Here is a 15,534-nt window from a genome sequence, read left to right as displayed (position 1 = left end):
GAGCCCCAGCAGGCGGGTGAAGGTGTCCCGCTTTTCGGCCCGGTTTCGAAGCGGGCCTAGCTGGGGCGAAACGGTCAGGCGTGCGCCCGCACCCAGCTTTTCAGGGCCTCATTGATGCGGGTTTGCCAGCCATCGCCCGAGGCCTTGAACTTCTCCAGCACCTCTACATCCAGGCGCAGAGTGACCTGGGCCTTTGTGCCACTACCCAGCGGGCGGCCACGGCGTGCCAACGGCTTGACCTGCTCCCATTCGGTGTCTGTGAAGGGCGCAGCGTCAGGGTCTGCCAGCGCAGCGGCGGTAATGGCTGCATCCTCGGCAGGCGTCGGCTGGATGGTTCCGGTTTTAAGTTTCGGCATAGCGCTTCACCTCTCGCGTGTTGGCTTTTCTCAAACTGATAACGCGGCGCTCGGTCGGTTGCTCTGGCGGGCGGTCAACATACACCACGTACATGATGCGCAGGCCGATATAGCCCAGCGCCACCATGCGGGGCTCGCCATAGTCCCGGCGCGTGTCGGGCCACACCACGGCGGTTTCCCATTCGAAGCCCACGGCATCCAACAATGAAAACCCATGCTTTGCCAGATTGGCGGCATCTTTGGCCGGGTCGAACGTCACATTCATGGTTTAGTGTAGCTACGTTTATTTAGATTGCAAGGATTATTTGTAGTTGCGTTATTTCAGACGGCCACCACACGCAGCGCACCGGGCGCGGCCTTGGCATCAAACACAATCCCGGCCTGTTCCAAAATCCACGCCTCTATGCGCTCATGGTGTACGCGCAGCAGGTCTAGCGGGCGCACGGTGTAGTGCTTTTCAGCGGTTGCACTGGGCTTGTGGCCCATGATTTGAGCCACCACACCGGCGGGAATTTCGAGCCACTCCGTCAGGCTCTTGAAACTGCGGCGCAGGCCATGCAGAGTTAGCCCCTCGATACCAGCCACAGCACAGGCGGCAGTATGCGGGGCTCTTGGGATGCTCAGGGTCTGCCCTTCGGTGTCCTTGCCCCGTGCGGTGCTGGGAAACACCCAGTCACTGCGGCGCGGCAGCGAGTGCAGCAGGTGCGACACATAGGGCGTCAGGGGTATGACTCGCTCCCCTTCCACCTTATCCCGGATGGTCAACCCCTTCCACTTGGTGTTGACATCCTCCCAGCGCAGCCCCAGCACCTCGCCCGGCCTTGCACCAGTCAGCACCAGCACTTGCAGGTAGGCGGCTGCAATGGGGTTTTGAATCTGTTGCACGGCGGCAAACCACGCAGGTAGCTGTTCTTTCAGCAGCGCATCCTGCTTCACCCCGGCCTTGCCCAATGCCTCGCGGGCCTTCTTGGTCTTGGCAGGGTTCACGCTGGGCATCGCTGGCGCATATTCCGGCTGTTCTGCGCACCAGCTCAAAAAGGCTTTCAGGCAGCGCCATGCCAGCCGGGCGGATGTTGGGCGGGTCTGCGCTTCGCGTGCTGCCCATGCCTCGATAACAGGCGCGGTCAGGTCACGCAGTGCAAGCCCCATCAGCGGATGCAACGGCCCGGCCACAGTCACACCACGGCCACGGGTGCCACGCTTGGAAACCTCGCCACCGGCCTGAACCAGCTTCACATGGTCGGCATGGTGTCGTGCTCCCCAGTGCGGGCGGCGGGCCTCAAGGTACAGGGCCCACACCTCACCCACGGTAACGGCTTGGACGGCGGCGGCGGCCTTCGCTGCGGCCTTGTCTGCCTGTTGCTGGCGCTCTATCTCTCGGGGGTCTTGCCCGTTATCCAGCACCACGGCAAGGCGGCGGGCTTCGGTGCGGGCCTGTTCAATGCTCCACAGCTTCACGTCCCCAATGGTGCGGCGGATGGTTTGCCGGTCTAGCTTGGCCTCATAGACAAAAGACTTCGCACCAGCAGCGGTTACACGTACACGCAGGCCGGGCGCTTCGCTGTCTCGCATGAATGCCTGTTGCTTGCCAGCGGGGCAGGCCAGGCGGTCGATAGCCCCGGCGGTCAGGTTCACCCGGTCGGCCAGGTCGGGGGCTTCGCTTTTCTTCGGTCGTGCCATGCTGATTGCTCCGGTCGGTTTGGCTACACGGGCAATCCATGTAGCCACCATGTAGCCACCATGTAGCCAAAAACCCCATATTTTGGGGAATATCAATCAACGCTTATGCTGTGTTCTTACCCAGTACATCAGCCGTAAGTTGTTGATTTATATTGATTCTATCAGCACCAATCAACACGGCCAAATATATATTTACTCCGACTCTTAATCCGTAGGTCGAGTGTTCGAGTCACTCAGGACCCACCAAACTGCAAAACCCCGCTGTCTTCAAGATGGCGGGGTTTTTTCATTTGCAGCGCCTGCCTGCCCGGCCGCTCCCACATACGAGGCGCAGGCGCAGCACTCAACGCTCAGAGCTGCGCCCAAAGCCCGGATCAAAGTGCTCGCCGATAATGGATCCGACCCGTGCGCTGGACAACGCAATCGTCACTCCCGCTGATGCGGGTAACTTCCATTCATCCTGCACATTCAACCTCCTTCATGAATCCACAAGCCCACCTGCTATGGCGTGCACCCCGTTGGGCACTGGCGGTGCTGCTGGCCTTGCTGGGCATGCTGGGGCCTTTTTCGATCGACACATACCTTCCGGCGTTCTCGGGCATTGCCTCGGCCTTGGGCGCCACGCCGGTGCAGATGCAGCAGACGCTCTCTGCGTATCTGTTCGGCTTTGCCTTCATGAATCTCTTTCATGGCGCGCTGGCAGACAGCTTTGGCCGCAGACCCGTGGTGTTGGCCGGCATTGCAATGTTCACCATTGCATCGGCCGGGTGTGCGCTCTCGCAGAGCATTGAACAACTGGTGCTTTTTCGCGCCTTGCAAGGTCTGTCAACCGGCGCTGGCATTGTGGTGTCTCGTGCGGTGATCCGCGACATGTTCCCACCCGCCCAGGCACAGAGGGTCATGAGCCAGGTCACCATCTACTTTGGTGTCGCGCCGGCCATTGCCCCCATCGTGGGTGGCTGGCTGTTTGTGCATCTTGGCTGGCACAGCATTTTCTGGTTCCTGACCCTGGTGGGGGTTGCGCTCTGGGTCGCCAACCTGCGGTTCCTGCCCGAAACCCTGCATGCGGACCACCGCCAGCCCTTCAATGTTCCACACCTGATGCGGGGCTATTGGCAACTCGGCTCCAGCCCGCGCTTCCTGCTGCTGGCCCTCGCCAGCGGGGTGCCGTTCAATGGCATGTTCCTGTATGTGCTTTCAGCCCCTGCCTTTCTGAGCGACCACCTGGGGCTCGCACCCACGCAGTTTTTCTGGTTCTTTGGCCTGACCATCTGCGGCATCATGGGTGGAGCATGGCTGAGCGGCCGGTTGGCGGGGCGGGTTGCGCCCAAGCGGCAGATTCAGCATGGCTTTGTCATCATGTGCGTTGTTGCGGTTGTCAACGTGATCGCGAATGCTGTTTTCACTGCACACGCAAGCTGGGCGCTCTTTCCCATCGCCGTGTTTGCGTTTGGCTGGGCGTTGATGGTGCCGGTGGTGACCTTGCTGGTACTGGACCTTTACCCGCAACGGCGCGGCATGGCATCGTCTTTGCAGGCGTTTGTGGGGTCCACCGCCAACGGGGTGGTGGCCGGTGTGGTGGCGCCGCTCGTGATGCACTCCACGTTGTGGCTGGCGGTGGCATCGCTGTTGATGATGGGCATCGGCATGCTGGCCTGGTTCTACCTGCACCATCGCTGGCCCGAAATCGGACGCACCTCTGAGCCAGGCTGACTCACAGGTATGTTCAATCGTCAGCCACTCTGCAACAATCGTCCAGAGGCGCCCCACCCCCGCAAAGGATTCACGACCCAAACAATGCGATCAACCAAGGTTTGGCCATGCAACTATTGAAACTGGTGGAGTCCGAGATCCAGATGGATGTTGCGCTGCCGTGGAACGTTCGCAACCACGATTGCGCCCTGCTTCTCGCACGGGGGCACATCGTCAGCAGCGAGGCCCAGATGCAGGCCTTGCTTGAGCGTGGCATCTACGTCGACCTGGAGGAAAAGCGGGCAGTAGAAGCCCTTTATGTCCCCAAGTCAGGGCCGGTAAAAAGTATTTACACGCGCTGGGCCGATACCGTCGACACCCTGGAAACACTGGTGCACGAGTTGCCGCATGCGCCGGAATTCCCCGCCAACATAGAAAAACTGGCGCAGGAGTTGATCACGTTGGCCGACCTGGATGCCGATATCGCCATCTTCCTGGCGGTCCGCCAGGACCAGGCCAGGCACCTGCGGTATGGTTACAGCCACAGCGTCTACACCGCTCTGCTGTGCATCCTGATGGCGCGGCGCATGGAGTGGACCGCCGCACGTGTTCGCCTCATCACGCTGGCCGCCCTCACCATGAATGCCAGCATTGCCGACTTGCAGGGTCAGATGGCGAGCCAGGACTATCCCGTGCTGGACCGGCAACGCACCCAACTGCGCACACATCCCATCGATAGTGCCGCATTGCTCGCCAAGGCAGGCATCACCGACGCCGCATGGCTGGAGGCCATTCGCCAACACCATGAACAGGGTAATGGCAGCGGCTACCCCAGGGGCTTGACGCAAATCGATGAATTGGCCCAGATGCTGCGCATGGCCGATATTTTCATGGCACGCATCAGCCCCCGGGCAATCCGCGCACCCATGATTGTCCAGGATGCCGCCCGCCAGATGTTTCGGGACGACAAAGGGGGAGCGATGTCGTCCGCCATCATCAAGGTACTGGGCATCTACCCGCCGGGCAACCTGGTGAAACTCGCCTCTGGTGAGCTGGGCGTGGTAATGCGCCGTGGCACAGAAGCTCGCACACCTTTGGTGGCCGCCGTCACCGACGCACAGGGCCGCAGCGTCACCACCACCCTGCATCGCAACACCGCAGACCCTGCCCATGCCATCACCGGCCTCGCAGCAGACGACAAACACCTGCTTTCGCGGGTGCCCCCCGAGCGCCTCTATGGCTATGCACAGGCGGGCGCGCTGACCTGAGCGTGCGCGGCGGCCCCACAGCCGCCACCCCTGACGAAAAAAAGGGCTGGCCCCTTTCGGAACCAGCCCTCTTCAACTCGTCAGCAATTCTGCAGACAACTCAGCGTGCAGGGCGCGCTGGGCGCTTGCGGGCATCATGGGGCACAAAAGGCTTGCCACCACCAGCACCTGCCGGCTTGGAGAAAGCGGGCTTGCGGGGAGCGAAGTCACCGCGAGGTGCGCCAGCATCGCCACGTGGGGCAAAGCCAGCACGGCCAGCGTCGCCAAACCCAGGCTTGCGGCCAAACGACTCGCCATCACGGCGGGGCGCAAAACCACGGTCACCACCACGGTCGTCACGGCCAGCAAAGCCGCCGCCACCGCCGCCTTCACCACGGGAGGCAGGAGCGCCACGGTTGTCACGACCAGCAAAGCCGCCGCCAAAACCACCGCCGAAGCCACCACGGTCATTGCCGCCACGTGCGGGACCACCGAAGCGGCCGCGCGACTGGTTGTCACGGTTGTCAAACGAACGGCCAGGGGCGCCACGGCCACCACCACCGAAATCGCCACCGCGAGGTGCCTGCGGCGCGCGCTGCGAGGGCTCCATGCCAGGAATCACTTCGGCCTTGAACTGCTGGCGGCTGTACGACTCAATGTCGTAGATTTTGCGGCGATCGCGGAACTCGGCAAACGTGATGGCCAGGCCATCGCGGCCCGCACGGCCGGTACGGCCAATGCGGTGGGTGTAGTCCTCGGCCTTCATGGGCAGGCCGAAGTTGAACACGTGGGTAATGGTGGGTACGTCAATACCGCGTGCCGCCACATCGGTGGCCACCAGGATCTGCACCTGGCCAGCGCGCAGCGCCATCAAACGGCGGTTGCGCAAACCCTGGCTCAGGGCGCCGTGCAGGGCAACGGCCGAGAAGCCTTCCTGCTGCAGGTCGTTGGCCAGGCCGTCGCACTCCACCTGGGTGCTGGCAAAAACGATGGCCTGGTTGATTGTGGTGTCACGCAGCCAGTGGTCGAGCATCTTGCGCTTGTGCTGGGCGTTGTCGGCCCAGTACAGCATCTGCTTGATGTTGGCGTGCTTCTCTTGCGGAGAATCGATGGTGACCTTCTGCACCGACGAACCACCGTCATGCATCACGCGCATGGCCAGCTGTTGGATGCGGGGCGCAAACGTGGCGCTGAACATCATGGTCTGCTTGCGCTGGGCGGTCAGCTGGTTCAGCTCGGCCAGGTCATCCGAGAAGCCCAGGTCGAGCATGCGGTCGGCTTCGTCGACAACCAAAAACTGCACCTTGTCGAGCTTGATCTGCATCGAGCGCTGCAGATCCAGCAGACGGCCAGGAGTGGCCACCACGAGGTCGGCATTTTGCAGCTTGGCGATCTGCAACTGGTAAGGCATGCCACCCACCACGTTGGCCACGCGCAGGCCACGGCAATGCTTGACCAGATCGATGGCGTCGTGTGCGACTTGCTGTGCCAGTTCACGGGTAGGGCACAGGATCAGGGCGCCGGGGGTGGCGGCCTTGAAGTTGCGCGAGCTCGTGGGGTCCTTGCGCTTGGCGCGCTTGGGAGCGGGTTCGCCACGGGCAGCGGCTTCGGCCACAGCGCGGTCGAAGGCGGCGCGCTCTTCGGCTTCGGCTTCGGCTTGCTGGTTGATCAGCGTATGCAGCACGGGCAGCAGGAAGGCGGCAGTCTTGCCGCTACCCGTCTGGCTGGAAACCATCAGGTCGATGAACTTGGAAGCATCGCTGCCCATTGCCAAGGGAATGGCCTTGAGCTGCACGCTGGTGGGCTGGGTGTAGCCCAGATCGGCCACAGCCTGCACCAGTTCAGGGGCCAGGCCCAGCTCGATGAAACCATTGGGCTCAGCAGTGACTGCCTCGCTGGTGGATTCAATGGAAGTGTCAAGGGTGGACTGCTCGGCAATAACGGCAGCAATAGAAGTATCTGCAGGCGCGAAATCGCCCTGCACCAAAGTGGTGTCGGTCATGAATTTTTCTCTCACGAAGACGGTCGCAAGCGTAGCCCGCGATGGCTTCGTCAATGGTTAAAAAACATCAACCATCAAACGAAACCTGCATGCGCTCTGGGCGGATGCTGGTGGGCGTTGTTCGCCAGTCCTGCGCTGTCTGAGACAGCCGGCTGGCAAGCCCGGTGTGTGAGGGGAGATGCACAATCTGCGTACAGTTTCCTGCGCAGCCCGCAATTATCGCATGAATAGGGGTTTCCCCGCAAGCCCCCCCACCCTGTTCATCACAAGCCGCCTTGTAGGTGGCTTGTGATCCGCCACTGCAACGGGGCGTCCAGCCAGCGTCAAACGGACAGCAGGTGCTTGCGATAGTGCGCCAGCTCGTCAATGCTTTCATGCACATCGGCCAGGGCGGTGTGCTTTTGCGCCTTCTTGAAGCTGCTGTAAGCCTCGGGCTTCCAGCGCTTGGCAAGCTCCTTCAGGGTGCTCACATCCACGTTGCGGTAGTGAAAGAAGCGTTCCAGCTTGGGCATGTAGCGCACCAGAAAGCGCCGATCCTGTCCAATGCTGTTGCCACACATGGGCGCGGTGCCCTTGGGCACGTAACGGGCCAGAAATTCCAGTATCTGTTGCTCGGCCTCGGCCTCGGTCACAGCAGAGGCTTTCACCTTGTCGATCAGGCCGCTGCGGCCGTGCGTGCCCTTGTTCCAGGCGTCCATCTTGTTCAGCAATTCGTCTGCCTGATGAATGGCAAACACAGGGCCTTCGATGCGTGGCTCCAGCTGGGGGCCTGTCACGATCACAGCGATTTCCAGCAGTCGGTCGGTATCGGGCTCCAGGCCGGTCATTTCGCAGTCCAGCCAGACCAGGTTCTGGTCCGATTTGGAAAGCACGGGGGGTACGGGGTTGTTGGCTTCAGACATGGCGGGCATTGTCGCTGATGGCCTAAACTCGCGCCCACATGCCTATCTCCGACGCTTTTTCGCCCTCCAGTGCCCTCACCATCGCCTTTGCCGCTGCGATTTGTGCCGGTCTGCTGCTCAAATTCTGGCTGACTTCACGCCAGATTCGCCATGTGGCCCAGAACCGATCCAGCGTGCCCGACGCCTTTGCCGCGCGCATTTCACTGGCAGCCCACCAAAAGGCCGCCGACTACACCATCACCAAGGCACGCTTGAGTTTGCTGGAGATGGCGCTGGGCGCCGCTGTGTTGATGGGCTGGACGCTGCTGGGCGGGCTCGACGCCCTGAATCAGGCCCTTTTGGGTGCATTGGGCGGTGGCATGGTGCAGCAACTGGCACTGCTGGGAGCGTTTGTCGTCATCAGTGCGGCCGTCGACCTGCCGGTCACGCTGTACCAGACCTTCGTGATCGAGCAGCGCTTTGGCTTCAACAAGATGACGCTGGCACTGTGGCTGGCGGATCTGGCCAAATCCACCCTGGTGGGCACCCTCATCGGTCTGCCGATTGCGGCGCTGATCCTTTGGCTGATGGGCGCTGCAGGGCCATCGTGGTGGCTGTGGGCCTGGGGCCTGTGGATGGCATTCAACCTGCTTTTGATGGTGATCTACCCCACCTTCATTGCCCCCCTGTTCAACAAGTTCCAGCCACTCGAAGACGAATCGATCAAAACCCGCGTCACGGCGCTGATGCAGCGTTGCGGCTTTGCGGCCAAGGGGCTGTTCGTGATGGATGGCAGCCGCCGCAGCGCCCATGCCAACGCCTATTTCACCGGCTTTGGCGCCGCCAAGCGCGTGGTTTTTTATGACACCCTGCTGCGCCAGCTCTCGCCAGGCGAAGTAGAAGCCGTACTGGCCCATGAGCTGGGACACTTCAAGCACCGCCACATCCTCAAGCGTGTGGCCAGCCTATTTGCCCTGAGCCTGGCCGGCTTTGCCCTGCTCGGTTGGCTCTCCACCCAGGTATGGTTTTACACGGGGCTGGGCGTGCGCCCCTACATTTCCCTTGATCTGGCGGCGCCTCCAGTGCCCAACGATGCGCTGGCCCTGCTGCTGTTCCTGCTGGCAGTGCCCGTTTTCACGCTGTTCATTGCGCCCGTTTTTGCAGGGCTTTCGCGTCGCCACGAATTTGAAGCCGACGCCTATGCAGTGGCCCAGACCAACGGGGCCGATCTTTCCACTGCGCTGCTCAAGCTCTACGAAGACAACGCCTCCACACTCACCCCCGACCCGGTGTATGTGAAGTTCTACTACTCGCACCCGCCCGCTACTGAACGGCTGGCACGCATGCCATCGTCCGCCCAACCATGACCACAATGCTGAAGAAAAAAGACTGGTCGGCGCATACCCGACGTGCGCTGACAGCTACGGAAATAGTAGCAAACCTGGCCAAGATCGAAGGCTGGTCCCTCAGCGGTGATGGCGCCCAGGTGGCCATCGAGAAAACCTACCATTTCGCCAACTACTACGAAACCATTTCCTTCGTGAATGCAGTAGCCTTTGTGGCCAACGCACAAGACCACCACCCGGACCTGTCAGTGCACTTCAACCGCTGCGTGGTGCGCCTGAACACGCACGACGTGCAGGGCATCTCTGCCACCGACTTCGATTGCGCGTCCCGGTTCGACGCCCTGCTGGCATGAACCCCACCGCCTACTCCCATGACTGAACGCAGCGCCCTCATGGAAGGATTTGTGGTGGCCGGACACGGGCGCCACTGCATGGTGGAGACCGCCGACGGTCAGCGCCGCATCTGTCATCCGCGCGGCAAGAAGAGCCAGGCCGTCGTGGGCGACCGGGTGCTGTGGCAGGCCCCTCCGAAAGGCCAGGGCGAAGAAGGCACCATCGAAAAAGTGCTGGAGCGACGCAACCTGTTTTACCGTCAGGACGAGATCCGCACCAAGTCCTTTGCTGCCAACCTCGATCAGATCCTGATCCTGATCGCCGCCGAGCCGGTGTTTTCCGAAAGCCAGCTGGCCCGCGCCCTGATCGCAGCGGAGGCGGCTGGCATCAAGCCCCTGATTGCGCTCAACAAGAGCGATCTGGTAGAGCCCTTTGCCCGCGCTTGGGAGCGCCTGCTGCCTTACCGCCACATGGGCGGCGGGCACCATTATGGCGTGCTGCCGCTGTCGTTGTCGCTGTCGGGGGACGTGGACCGCGCCCTGCTAATGCAACACCTGCAGGGCAAAACCACCTTGGTACTGGGGCCCTCGGGCTCGGGCAAAAGCACGCTGATCAACCTGCTGGTGCCGGGCGCCACCGTGCTGACGGGCGAGATCTCACAGGCTTTGAACTCGGGCAAGCACACCACCACCAGCACCAACTGGTATTGGGTGGACAGCGCCCGCACCACTGCCTTGATCGATTCGCCAGGCTTTCAGGAGTTTGGCCTGCAGCACATCGCGCCCATGCAACTGGCGTCGTGCATGCCCGACATTGCGGCCCACGCCACCGACTGCAAGTTCTACAACTGCTCACACCTGCACGAACCGGGCTGCGGCGTACTCACCGCACTCAAAAACGGCACTGGAGCAGATGGAATAAGCGCCAATCGCTACAAAATTTACAGCGACCTGTTTGCCGAATTGAGCCACACCCGCTACTGAGCCACACCCCACATTGGCCGCCCGGCCCGGGGTATCCGGTCAACCCAGCAGGCGCGCCAAGGTCAACAGCGCCAGCAGCAGCATCCACACCACCACGGAGCGCCAGACCAGGCCCACCACGCTGCGCAGATGCCCCACCTCGGGCTCGCGGCCAGGAGTGCTGTCGCTGTCGCCCATGTCGGCCTCTATTTCGAGCCCCTGCGGTGTCTGAAGGTCGGCACGGGCACGCAGGGCCTCGCCGCCAAGCCGCACATTGATGGCCCCCGCCGTGGCGGCCAGCACCACGCCATCGTTGTCATTGGGAAAGCGCTGCGCATGAAAGCGCCAGCCCTCGATGGCTTCTTCAAAACTGCCCACCACGGCAAAACTCAAAGCGGTCATGCGCGCAGGCAGCCAGTCGATGATGGTCCAGGCCCGCACCGAGGCTTGCTGCAACGACTGGCTGGCAGGTTGTGCGCCCGAGCGCTCCCTGTGATGCCAGTGGCGCGAGACAAATTCGGCCAGCCGGTACAGCACCGCACCACTAGGCCCCAGGCCCAGTGCAGCCAGCACAGAAAACCATGCCAGCACACCAAACACATGCCGGTGCGCCGCCAACACCGAGTATTCGATCACATGGCGCACGATCTCGCTGCGCGGCAGCGCGCCGACATCCACCTGCTGCCAATGGGCCAGGCGCTCACGCGCACGATCTTCATCGCCCTCTTCCAGCGCATCACGGATGCCGGTGAAATGGTGGCTGAACTGGCGAAACCCCAGGGTGACATACAGCACCGCCACACTCCAGACCACCGCAAACGGCCATCCCAGCAGCAACATCAGCAACCAGTGAATTCCGAGGGTGACCAGCGCCGGTACCAGCACAGCCAGGCCCCAAGCCACCCAGCCGTGGTGCGGCTTGCCCGCGTCAAAGTTGCGGCTGACTGAAAGGGCCCACGCGCGGAGCCCCGCGTGGATGGGGTTGGTGCGAGCCAGAGGACGGGCCTGCTCGATCAGCAGAGCGAACAGGATGGCAAAGAAACTCATGGAGGGCAATGATACTGGCGTAGCGTGCATTTGGGCCGCACGAGCGCTCGCCCCGCCATCACGCCAGCATGAATCGATAAAAATTGCGCAACATACCGGCCGTGGCACCCCAGATATAACGATTCTTTTCGCCATCCTGATAGGGCATGGAGAACCACTCGCGGCGCACACCCTCCCACTCGAACATATGGCGCTGATGGTGGGCAGGATTCAGCAAAAACGCCAGGGGCACCTCGAACACATCGGCCACTTCGTAGGGGTTGGGGTGCAGCACGCAGTCGGGCTGCACCAGCGCCACCACCGGGGTGATGATGAACGATGAACCGGTGACATAGGTGGGCAGCACGCCCAGCACTTCGACAAAGCGCCGCTCCAGGCCCACTTCTTCCTCGGCCTCGCGCAAGGCCGTGTCAGCGGTGGAGACATCTTCCGCGTCCGCCCGTCCACCGGGAAAAGCCACCTGGCCCGAATGGGTGGACAGGTGCGCCGTCCGCTGCGTCAGCAGCACCATGGGCTGCTCGCGCAGCACGATAGGCACCAGCACGGAGGCGTGGGCAGGCTGGCGATTCATGAATTTCTTTTCCAGCACCACCTCAGGCGTCCAAAGCGGTGGGTGGGCAAAGCGCGCCCGCAGGGCCTGCGGTGTCTGTGCGTGTACCGGAACAGCGGGCAGATGCGCATCCACCCCCACCACCGGAACGGCACGGGGATCAAAATCGGGCAGCGTCGAAAGCGACGCAGGCGTGACCGATGGAGCAGGAATGGGCGACGGATTCACGACAAGTCAGGAACACACGGCACAAGGGCCGCAAAAAACAAAAGCCGCTACAGGCAGATGCTGTAGCGGCTCCGGTCAGGGGAAGTTGCCTGTGCCTTATGCGGCGACGGGTGCAGCCACCTTGACACGCGAAGGCAGCTTTTCCTTGATACGTGCCGACTTGCCGCTGCGCTCACGCAGGTAGTACAGCTTGGCGCGGCGCACGTCACCACGGCGCTTGACTTCGATCTTGGCGATCAGGGGGCTGTAGGTCTGGAACGTGCGCTCCACGCCTTCGCCGCTGGAAATCTTGCGCACCGTGAAACCGCTGTTCAGGCCGCGATTGCGCTTGGCAATCACCACGCCTTCGTAGGCCTGCACGCGCTTGCGCGTGCCTTCAACTACGTTCACGCTCACGATGACCGTGTCGCCAGGGGCAAACACGGGAATGGTCTTGTTCAAGCGGGCAATTTCTTCCGCTTCCAGGGTCTGGATCAGGTTCATTTTGGTGTCCAACGATCTTGTCCGCGCCAAAAATGGCTGCGTCGGGATTGACGTCTCAGTGTTTTGCGGGAGAACTCCCTGTCAAAACGGCCGGGCAGAGGATCGAAAAGCCTTTGATTATAGCAATTCAGCCGAGCTTGGCCAATACCGCTTCATCGGCGGGTACCAAGCGCCCCGCCTTGCGCGCAGCATCGATCAGGTCGGGCCGGTGCTTTGCGGTGATGGCCAGGCGCTGATCGCGCCGCCAGCGCTCAATCTGCGCGTGGTGCCCGGACATCAGCGGCGCGGGCACCGGGCGCCCCGCCCATTCCTCGGGGCGGGTGTAGTGGGGGCAATCGAGCAAGCCATCGAGCGCCGGATTGAAGCTGTCGAGCTGGTGGCTGCCCTCATCGTTGAGCACGCCGGGTTGCAGCCGCGCCACGGCATCCAGCAAGGCCATGGCCGCAACTTCACCACCCGACAGCACGAAATCGCCCAGGCTCATCTGCATATCGACATGGGCGTCGATGAAGCGCTGATCGATGCCTTCGTAGCGCCCACACAACAAAACAGCGCCCGCACTGGCCGACCAGCGCTCTACCGCCGCGTGGTTAAGGGTTTCGCCGATGGGCGAAAAAAGGACCAGCGGCGCCTGGGCGTCTTCGGGTTTGCCGCGTTCGGCTCGGATGGCGGCAAGGCACCGCGCCAGCGGTTCGGCCAGCATCACCATGCCGGGGCCACCGCCAAAGGGGCGGTCGTCCACGCGACGGTAGTTGCCTTCGGCATGGTCGCGCGGATTCCACAGATGCACATCGACCTGCCCGCTGGCATAGGCGCGGCGGGTTACGCCGCCGGCCAGAAACGGCGCAAACAACTCCGGGAACAGGGTGATGATGTCAAAACGCATGGTGCGCGGCTCGCCGGAGCCAGGCCGGTCAGTAGTCAGGCTGCCAGTCAACCGTGATGCGTTTCTCGGGCAGATCCACCTTGTCGACAAATGCCGAGACGAACGGAATCATGCGCTCCAGGGACTTGCCGTCCTGCTCATAGGCTAGCACCAGCACCGTCTGCGGGCCGGTGGACATCAGCTCCTGCACCTGGCCCAGCGCCACGCCTTCGCGGTTGACAACCTGAAGACCGATCAAATCGACCCAGTAATACTCGTCTTGCGTGGTAGCAGGAAAGCTCGAACGGGGCACAAAGATGCGCGCGCCACGCAGCGCCTCTGCGGCATCACGGTCATCAATGCCCTGCGCCCAGGCCACCACCGTGTCGGAATGGACCTTGGACTGGCGAATCAGCAACAGCACCGTGCCAGAGAATGTCTTGGCCCCGCGCTCGGAGGGCTGCAAATACCAGTGCTTCGCCGCAAACAACGCCTCTGCATTGGCACTGTGGGACAACACCTTGAACCAGCCCTTGACGCCCCAGGCGTCGGCAATGCGCCCGACCTCAACAGCATCGGCAGGGAGTTCGGCGGGTTCGAGCGTCAGGGGTGCGGCCATGGTGTACCTCGTGCAAAAAAGAAAAGGGCGGGTTCCGCCGGGCAAGCCAACGGAACCCGCCCTTTTCGGGGGACTTTAAGCAGCCTTCTTGGCGGCTTGCTTGATCAGGCGGTCCACCGTAGGCGAAGACTGGGCGCCCACACTCTTCCAGTACGTCAGACGGTCTTGCACGATGCGCAGGCCTTCTTCGTTTTCCTTGGCGGTGGGGTTGTAGAAACCGATGCGCTCGATAAAGCGGCCATCACGGCGCACGCGCTTGTCGGCAACGACGATGTTGAAGAAAGGACGACCTTTGGAGCCGCCGCGGGAAAGTCGAATGACGACCATGATTTATCCTTCGGGTGGTGAACTCCGGCAACATTTGCCTTGAGCCACAGTATTTGCAACCATATTCGCAACGCTTGAGACACGCGACATGGCCACCCGGCCAGCGACACGCTGCAAAGCCCGCGATTATATCCATTTCCCCCTTTCATGCCCAATATTCGTCCCAGCACCGACAGCGATATTCCCGCCATCACTGCCATTTACCAACACCATGTGCTGCACGGCACGGGCACATTCGAGATCGATCCACCCACCGAAGCCGACATGGCGACACGCCGCGCGGACGTGCTGGCGCGCGGTCTGCCTTGGCTCGTGGCCGAAAAAGAAGGGCAGATTCTGGGCTTTGCCTATGCCAACTGGTTCAAGCCACGACCGGCCTACCGCTTCTCGGCCGAGGACTCGATTTATGTGGCCGACAGCACACGCGGCATGGGCGTAGGGCGCAAGCTGCTGGCAGAACTGGCGTTGCAGGCCGAAGCCGCCGGCGTGCGCAAGCTGCTGGCCGTGATTGGCGATTCGGCCAACGCCGGTTCGATCGGATTGCACCGTGCGCTGGGCTTCACCGACGTGGGCACCCTGCGGTCGATGGGCTGGAAGTTCGGCGCCTGGCGCGACATCGTGCTGATGGAAAAGACCCTGGGCGCCGGCGATACCACTTCGCCGGAATAATCGGGGCATGAAACATTACCCCCACGCTCCCCACTTCGTGTGGTCGCTGCCCCCCAAGGGGGCCGCTTTTCATCTTGGGGCGGCCCGGCGATGAAAAATAACCCCCACGCTCCCCACTCCGTGTGGTCGCTGCCCCCCCGAGGGGGCAGCTTTTCATCTTGGGGCGGCCCGACGATGAAACATTACCCCCACGCTCCCCACTTCGTGTGGTCGCTGCCCCCCGAGGGGGCCGCTTTTCATCTTGGGG

17 protein-coding genes are annotated in these 15,534 nt (G+C 62.2%); 6 read left to right on the top strand and 11 right to left on the bottom strand.

The genetic code is table 11. The annotated features are described in order from the left end of the window. Window positions 1-74: 74 nt before the first annotated feature. Genes B7Y64_RS10360 through B7Y64_RS10350 form a run of 3 tightly spaced genes read right to left on the bottom strand, consistent with a single transcriptional unit; the run spans window position 75 to window position 2,036 of the window. On the bottom strand, window positions 75-356 hold the full coding sequence (locus B7Y64_RS10360; RefSeq protein WP_210568414.1) for a BrnA antitoxin family protein: 282 nt from the start codon (window positions 354-356) through the stop codon (window positions 75-77). Continuing rightward, window positions 343-621, bottom strand: coding sequence for a BrnT family toxin (locus B7Y64_RS10355; RefSeq protein ID WP_011806457.1), 279 nt, complete (start codon window positions 619-621; stop codon window positions 343-345). The genes B7Y64_RS10360 and B7Y64_RS10355 overlap by 14 nt, the downstream gene beginning before the upstream one ends. 56 nt (window positions 622-677) lie before the next feature. Continuing rightward, window positions 678-2,036: an integrase family protein gene (locus tag B7Y64_RS10350; protein ID WP_291328807.1), complete on the bottom strand. Its 1,359-nt coding sequence runs from the start codon at window positions 2,034-2,036 to the stop codon at window positions 678-680. A 438-nt stretch (window positions 2,037-2,474) separates the two neighbouring features. On the opposite strand from B7Y64_RS10350, the gene B7Y64_RS10345 reads away from it, so the two are divergent. Next, the gene (locus B7Y64_RS10345; protein ID WP_291324195.1) at window positions 2,475-3,749 is read left to right on the top strand and encodes a multidrug effflux MFS transporter; all 1,275 of its coding nucleotides are present in this window, start codon (window positions 2,475-2,477) and stop codon (window positions 3,747-3,749) included. 107 nt (window positions 3,750-3,856) lie between these two features. Then, on the top strand, window positions 3,857-4,996 hold the full coding sequence (locus tag B7Y64_RS10340) for an HD domain-containing phosphohydrolase (RefSeq protein WP_291324189.1): 1,140 nt from the start codon (window positions 3,857-3,859) through the stop codon (window positions 4,994-4,996). A 100-nt stretch (window positions 4,997-5,096) separates the two neighbouring features. On the opposite strand, the gene B7Y64_RS10335 is transcribed toward B7Y64_RS10340, so the two are convergent. Both B7Y64_RS10335 and orn read right to left on the bottom strand, forming a co-directional pair. After that, window positions 5,097-6,977, bottom strand: coding sequence for a DEAD/DEAH box helicase (locus tag B7Y64_RS10335; protein WP_291324190.1), 1,881 nt, complete (start codon window positions 6,975-6,977; stop codon window positions 5,097-5,099). A gap of 323 nt (window positions 6,978-7,300) precedes the next feature. Then, window positions 7,301-7,879 carry an oligoribonuclease gene (gene orn / locus B7Y64_RS10330; RefSeq protein ID WP_114655358.1) on the bottom strand — a complete coding sequence of 193 codons (579 nt, stop codon included), beginning with the start codon at window positions 7,877-7,879 and terminating at the stop codon, window positions 7,301-7,303. Between the two features lie 38 nt (window positions 7,880-7,917). On the opposite strand from orn, the gene B7Y64_RS10325 reads away from it, so the two are divergent. The 3 genes from B7Y64_RS10325 to rsgA are packed head-to-tail and all read left to right on the top strand — an operon-like array spanning window position 7,918 to window position 10,520. Then, window positions 7,918-9,225, top strand: a complete 1,308-nt coding sequence (locus tag B7Y64_RS10325) for a M48 family metallopeptidase (protein ID WP_291324191.1) — start codon at window positions 7,918-7,920, stop codon at window positions 9,223-9,225. Further along, window positions 9,222-9,557, top strand: coding sequence for a 4a-hydroxytetrahydrobiopterin dehydratase (locus B7Y64_RS10320; RefSeq protein WP_291324192.1), 336 nt, complete (start codon window positions 9,222-9,224; stop codon window positions 9,555-9,557). The genes B7Y64_RS10325 and B7Y64_RS10320 overlap by 4 nt, the downstream gene beginning before the upstream one ends. 18 nt (window positions 9,558-9,575) lie before the next feature. Then, the gene (gene rsgA / locus B7Y64_RS10315; protein WP_024814324.1) at window positions 9,576-10,520 is read left to right on the top strand and encodes a ribosome small subunit-dependent GTPase A; all 945 of its coding nucleotides are present in this window, start codon (window positions 9,576-9,578) and stop codon (window positions 10,518-10,520) included. A 39-nt stretch (window positions 10,521-10,559) separates the two neighbouring features. On the opposite strand, the gene B7Y64_RS10310 is transcribed toward rsgA, so the two are convergent. The 6 genes from B7Y64_RS10310 to rpsP form a co-directional block, all read right to left on the bottom strand. Then, entirely contained in the window at window positions 10,560-11,546 is a 987-nt protein-coding gene (locus B7Y64_RS10310; protein WP_111866106.1) for a CobD/CbiB family protein, read from the bottom strand. Between the two features lie 58 nt (window positions 11,547-11,604). Next, window positions 11,605-12,324, bottom strand: a complete 720-nt coding sequence (locus tag B7Y64_RS10305; protein ID WP_024814322.1) for a CoA pyrophosphatase — start codon at window positions 12,322-12,324, stop codon at window positions 11,605-11,607. Window positions 12,325-12,420: 96 nt separating this feature from the next. Then, the gene (rplS, locus tag B7Y64_RS10300) at window positions 12,421-12,807 is read right to left on the bottom strand and encodes a 50S ribosomal protein L19 (RefSeq protein ID WP_024814321.1); all 387 of its coding nucleotides are present in this window, start codon (window positions 12,805-12,807) and stop codon (window positions 12,421-12,423) included. Window positions 12,808-12,934: 127 nt separating this feature from the next. After that, entirely contained in the window at window positions 12,935-13,693 is a 759-nt protein-coding gene (gene trmD / locus B7Y64_RS10295; RefSeq protein ID WP_291324193.1) for a tRNA (guanosine(37)-N1)-methyltransferase TrmD, read from the bottom strand. 28 nt (window positions 13,694-13,721) lie between these two features. Beyond that, window positions 13,722-14,291, bottom strand: coding sequence for a ribosome maturation factor RimM (gene rimM / locus B7Y64_RS10290; RefSeq protein WP_291324194.1), 570 nt, complete (start codon window positions 14,289-14,291; stop codon window positions 13,722-13,724). 75 nt (window positions 14,292-14,366) lie between these two features. Continuing rightward, on the bottom strand, window positions 14,367-14,618 hold the full coding sequence (gene rpsP / locus B7Y64_RS10285) for a 30S ribosomal protein S16 (protein ID WP_024814318.1): 252 nt from the start codon (window positions 14,616-14,618) through the stop codon (window positions 14,367-14,369). Between the two features lie 147 nt (window positions 14,619-14,765). Here rpsP and B7Y64_RS10280 point away from each other — a divergent pair, with 147 nt between their 5' ends. After that, entirely contained in the window at window positions 14,766-15,287 is a 522-nt protein-coding gene (locus B7Y64_RS10280) for a GNAT family N-acetyltransferase (protein ID WP_024814317.1), read from the top strand. Window positions 15,288-15,534: the final 247 nt, after the last annotated feature.

Source organism: Acidovorax sp. 35-64-16 (genome assembly GCF_002281195.1).
Classification (GTDB): domain Bacteria; phylum Pseudomonadota; class Gammaproteobacteria; order Burkholderiales; family Burkholderiaceae_C; genus Acidovorax; species Acidovorax defluvii.
This window is presented reverse-complemented; position numbering and strand designations above follow the sequence as displayed.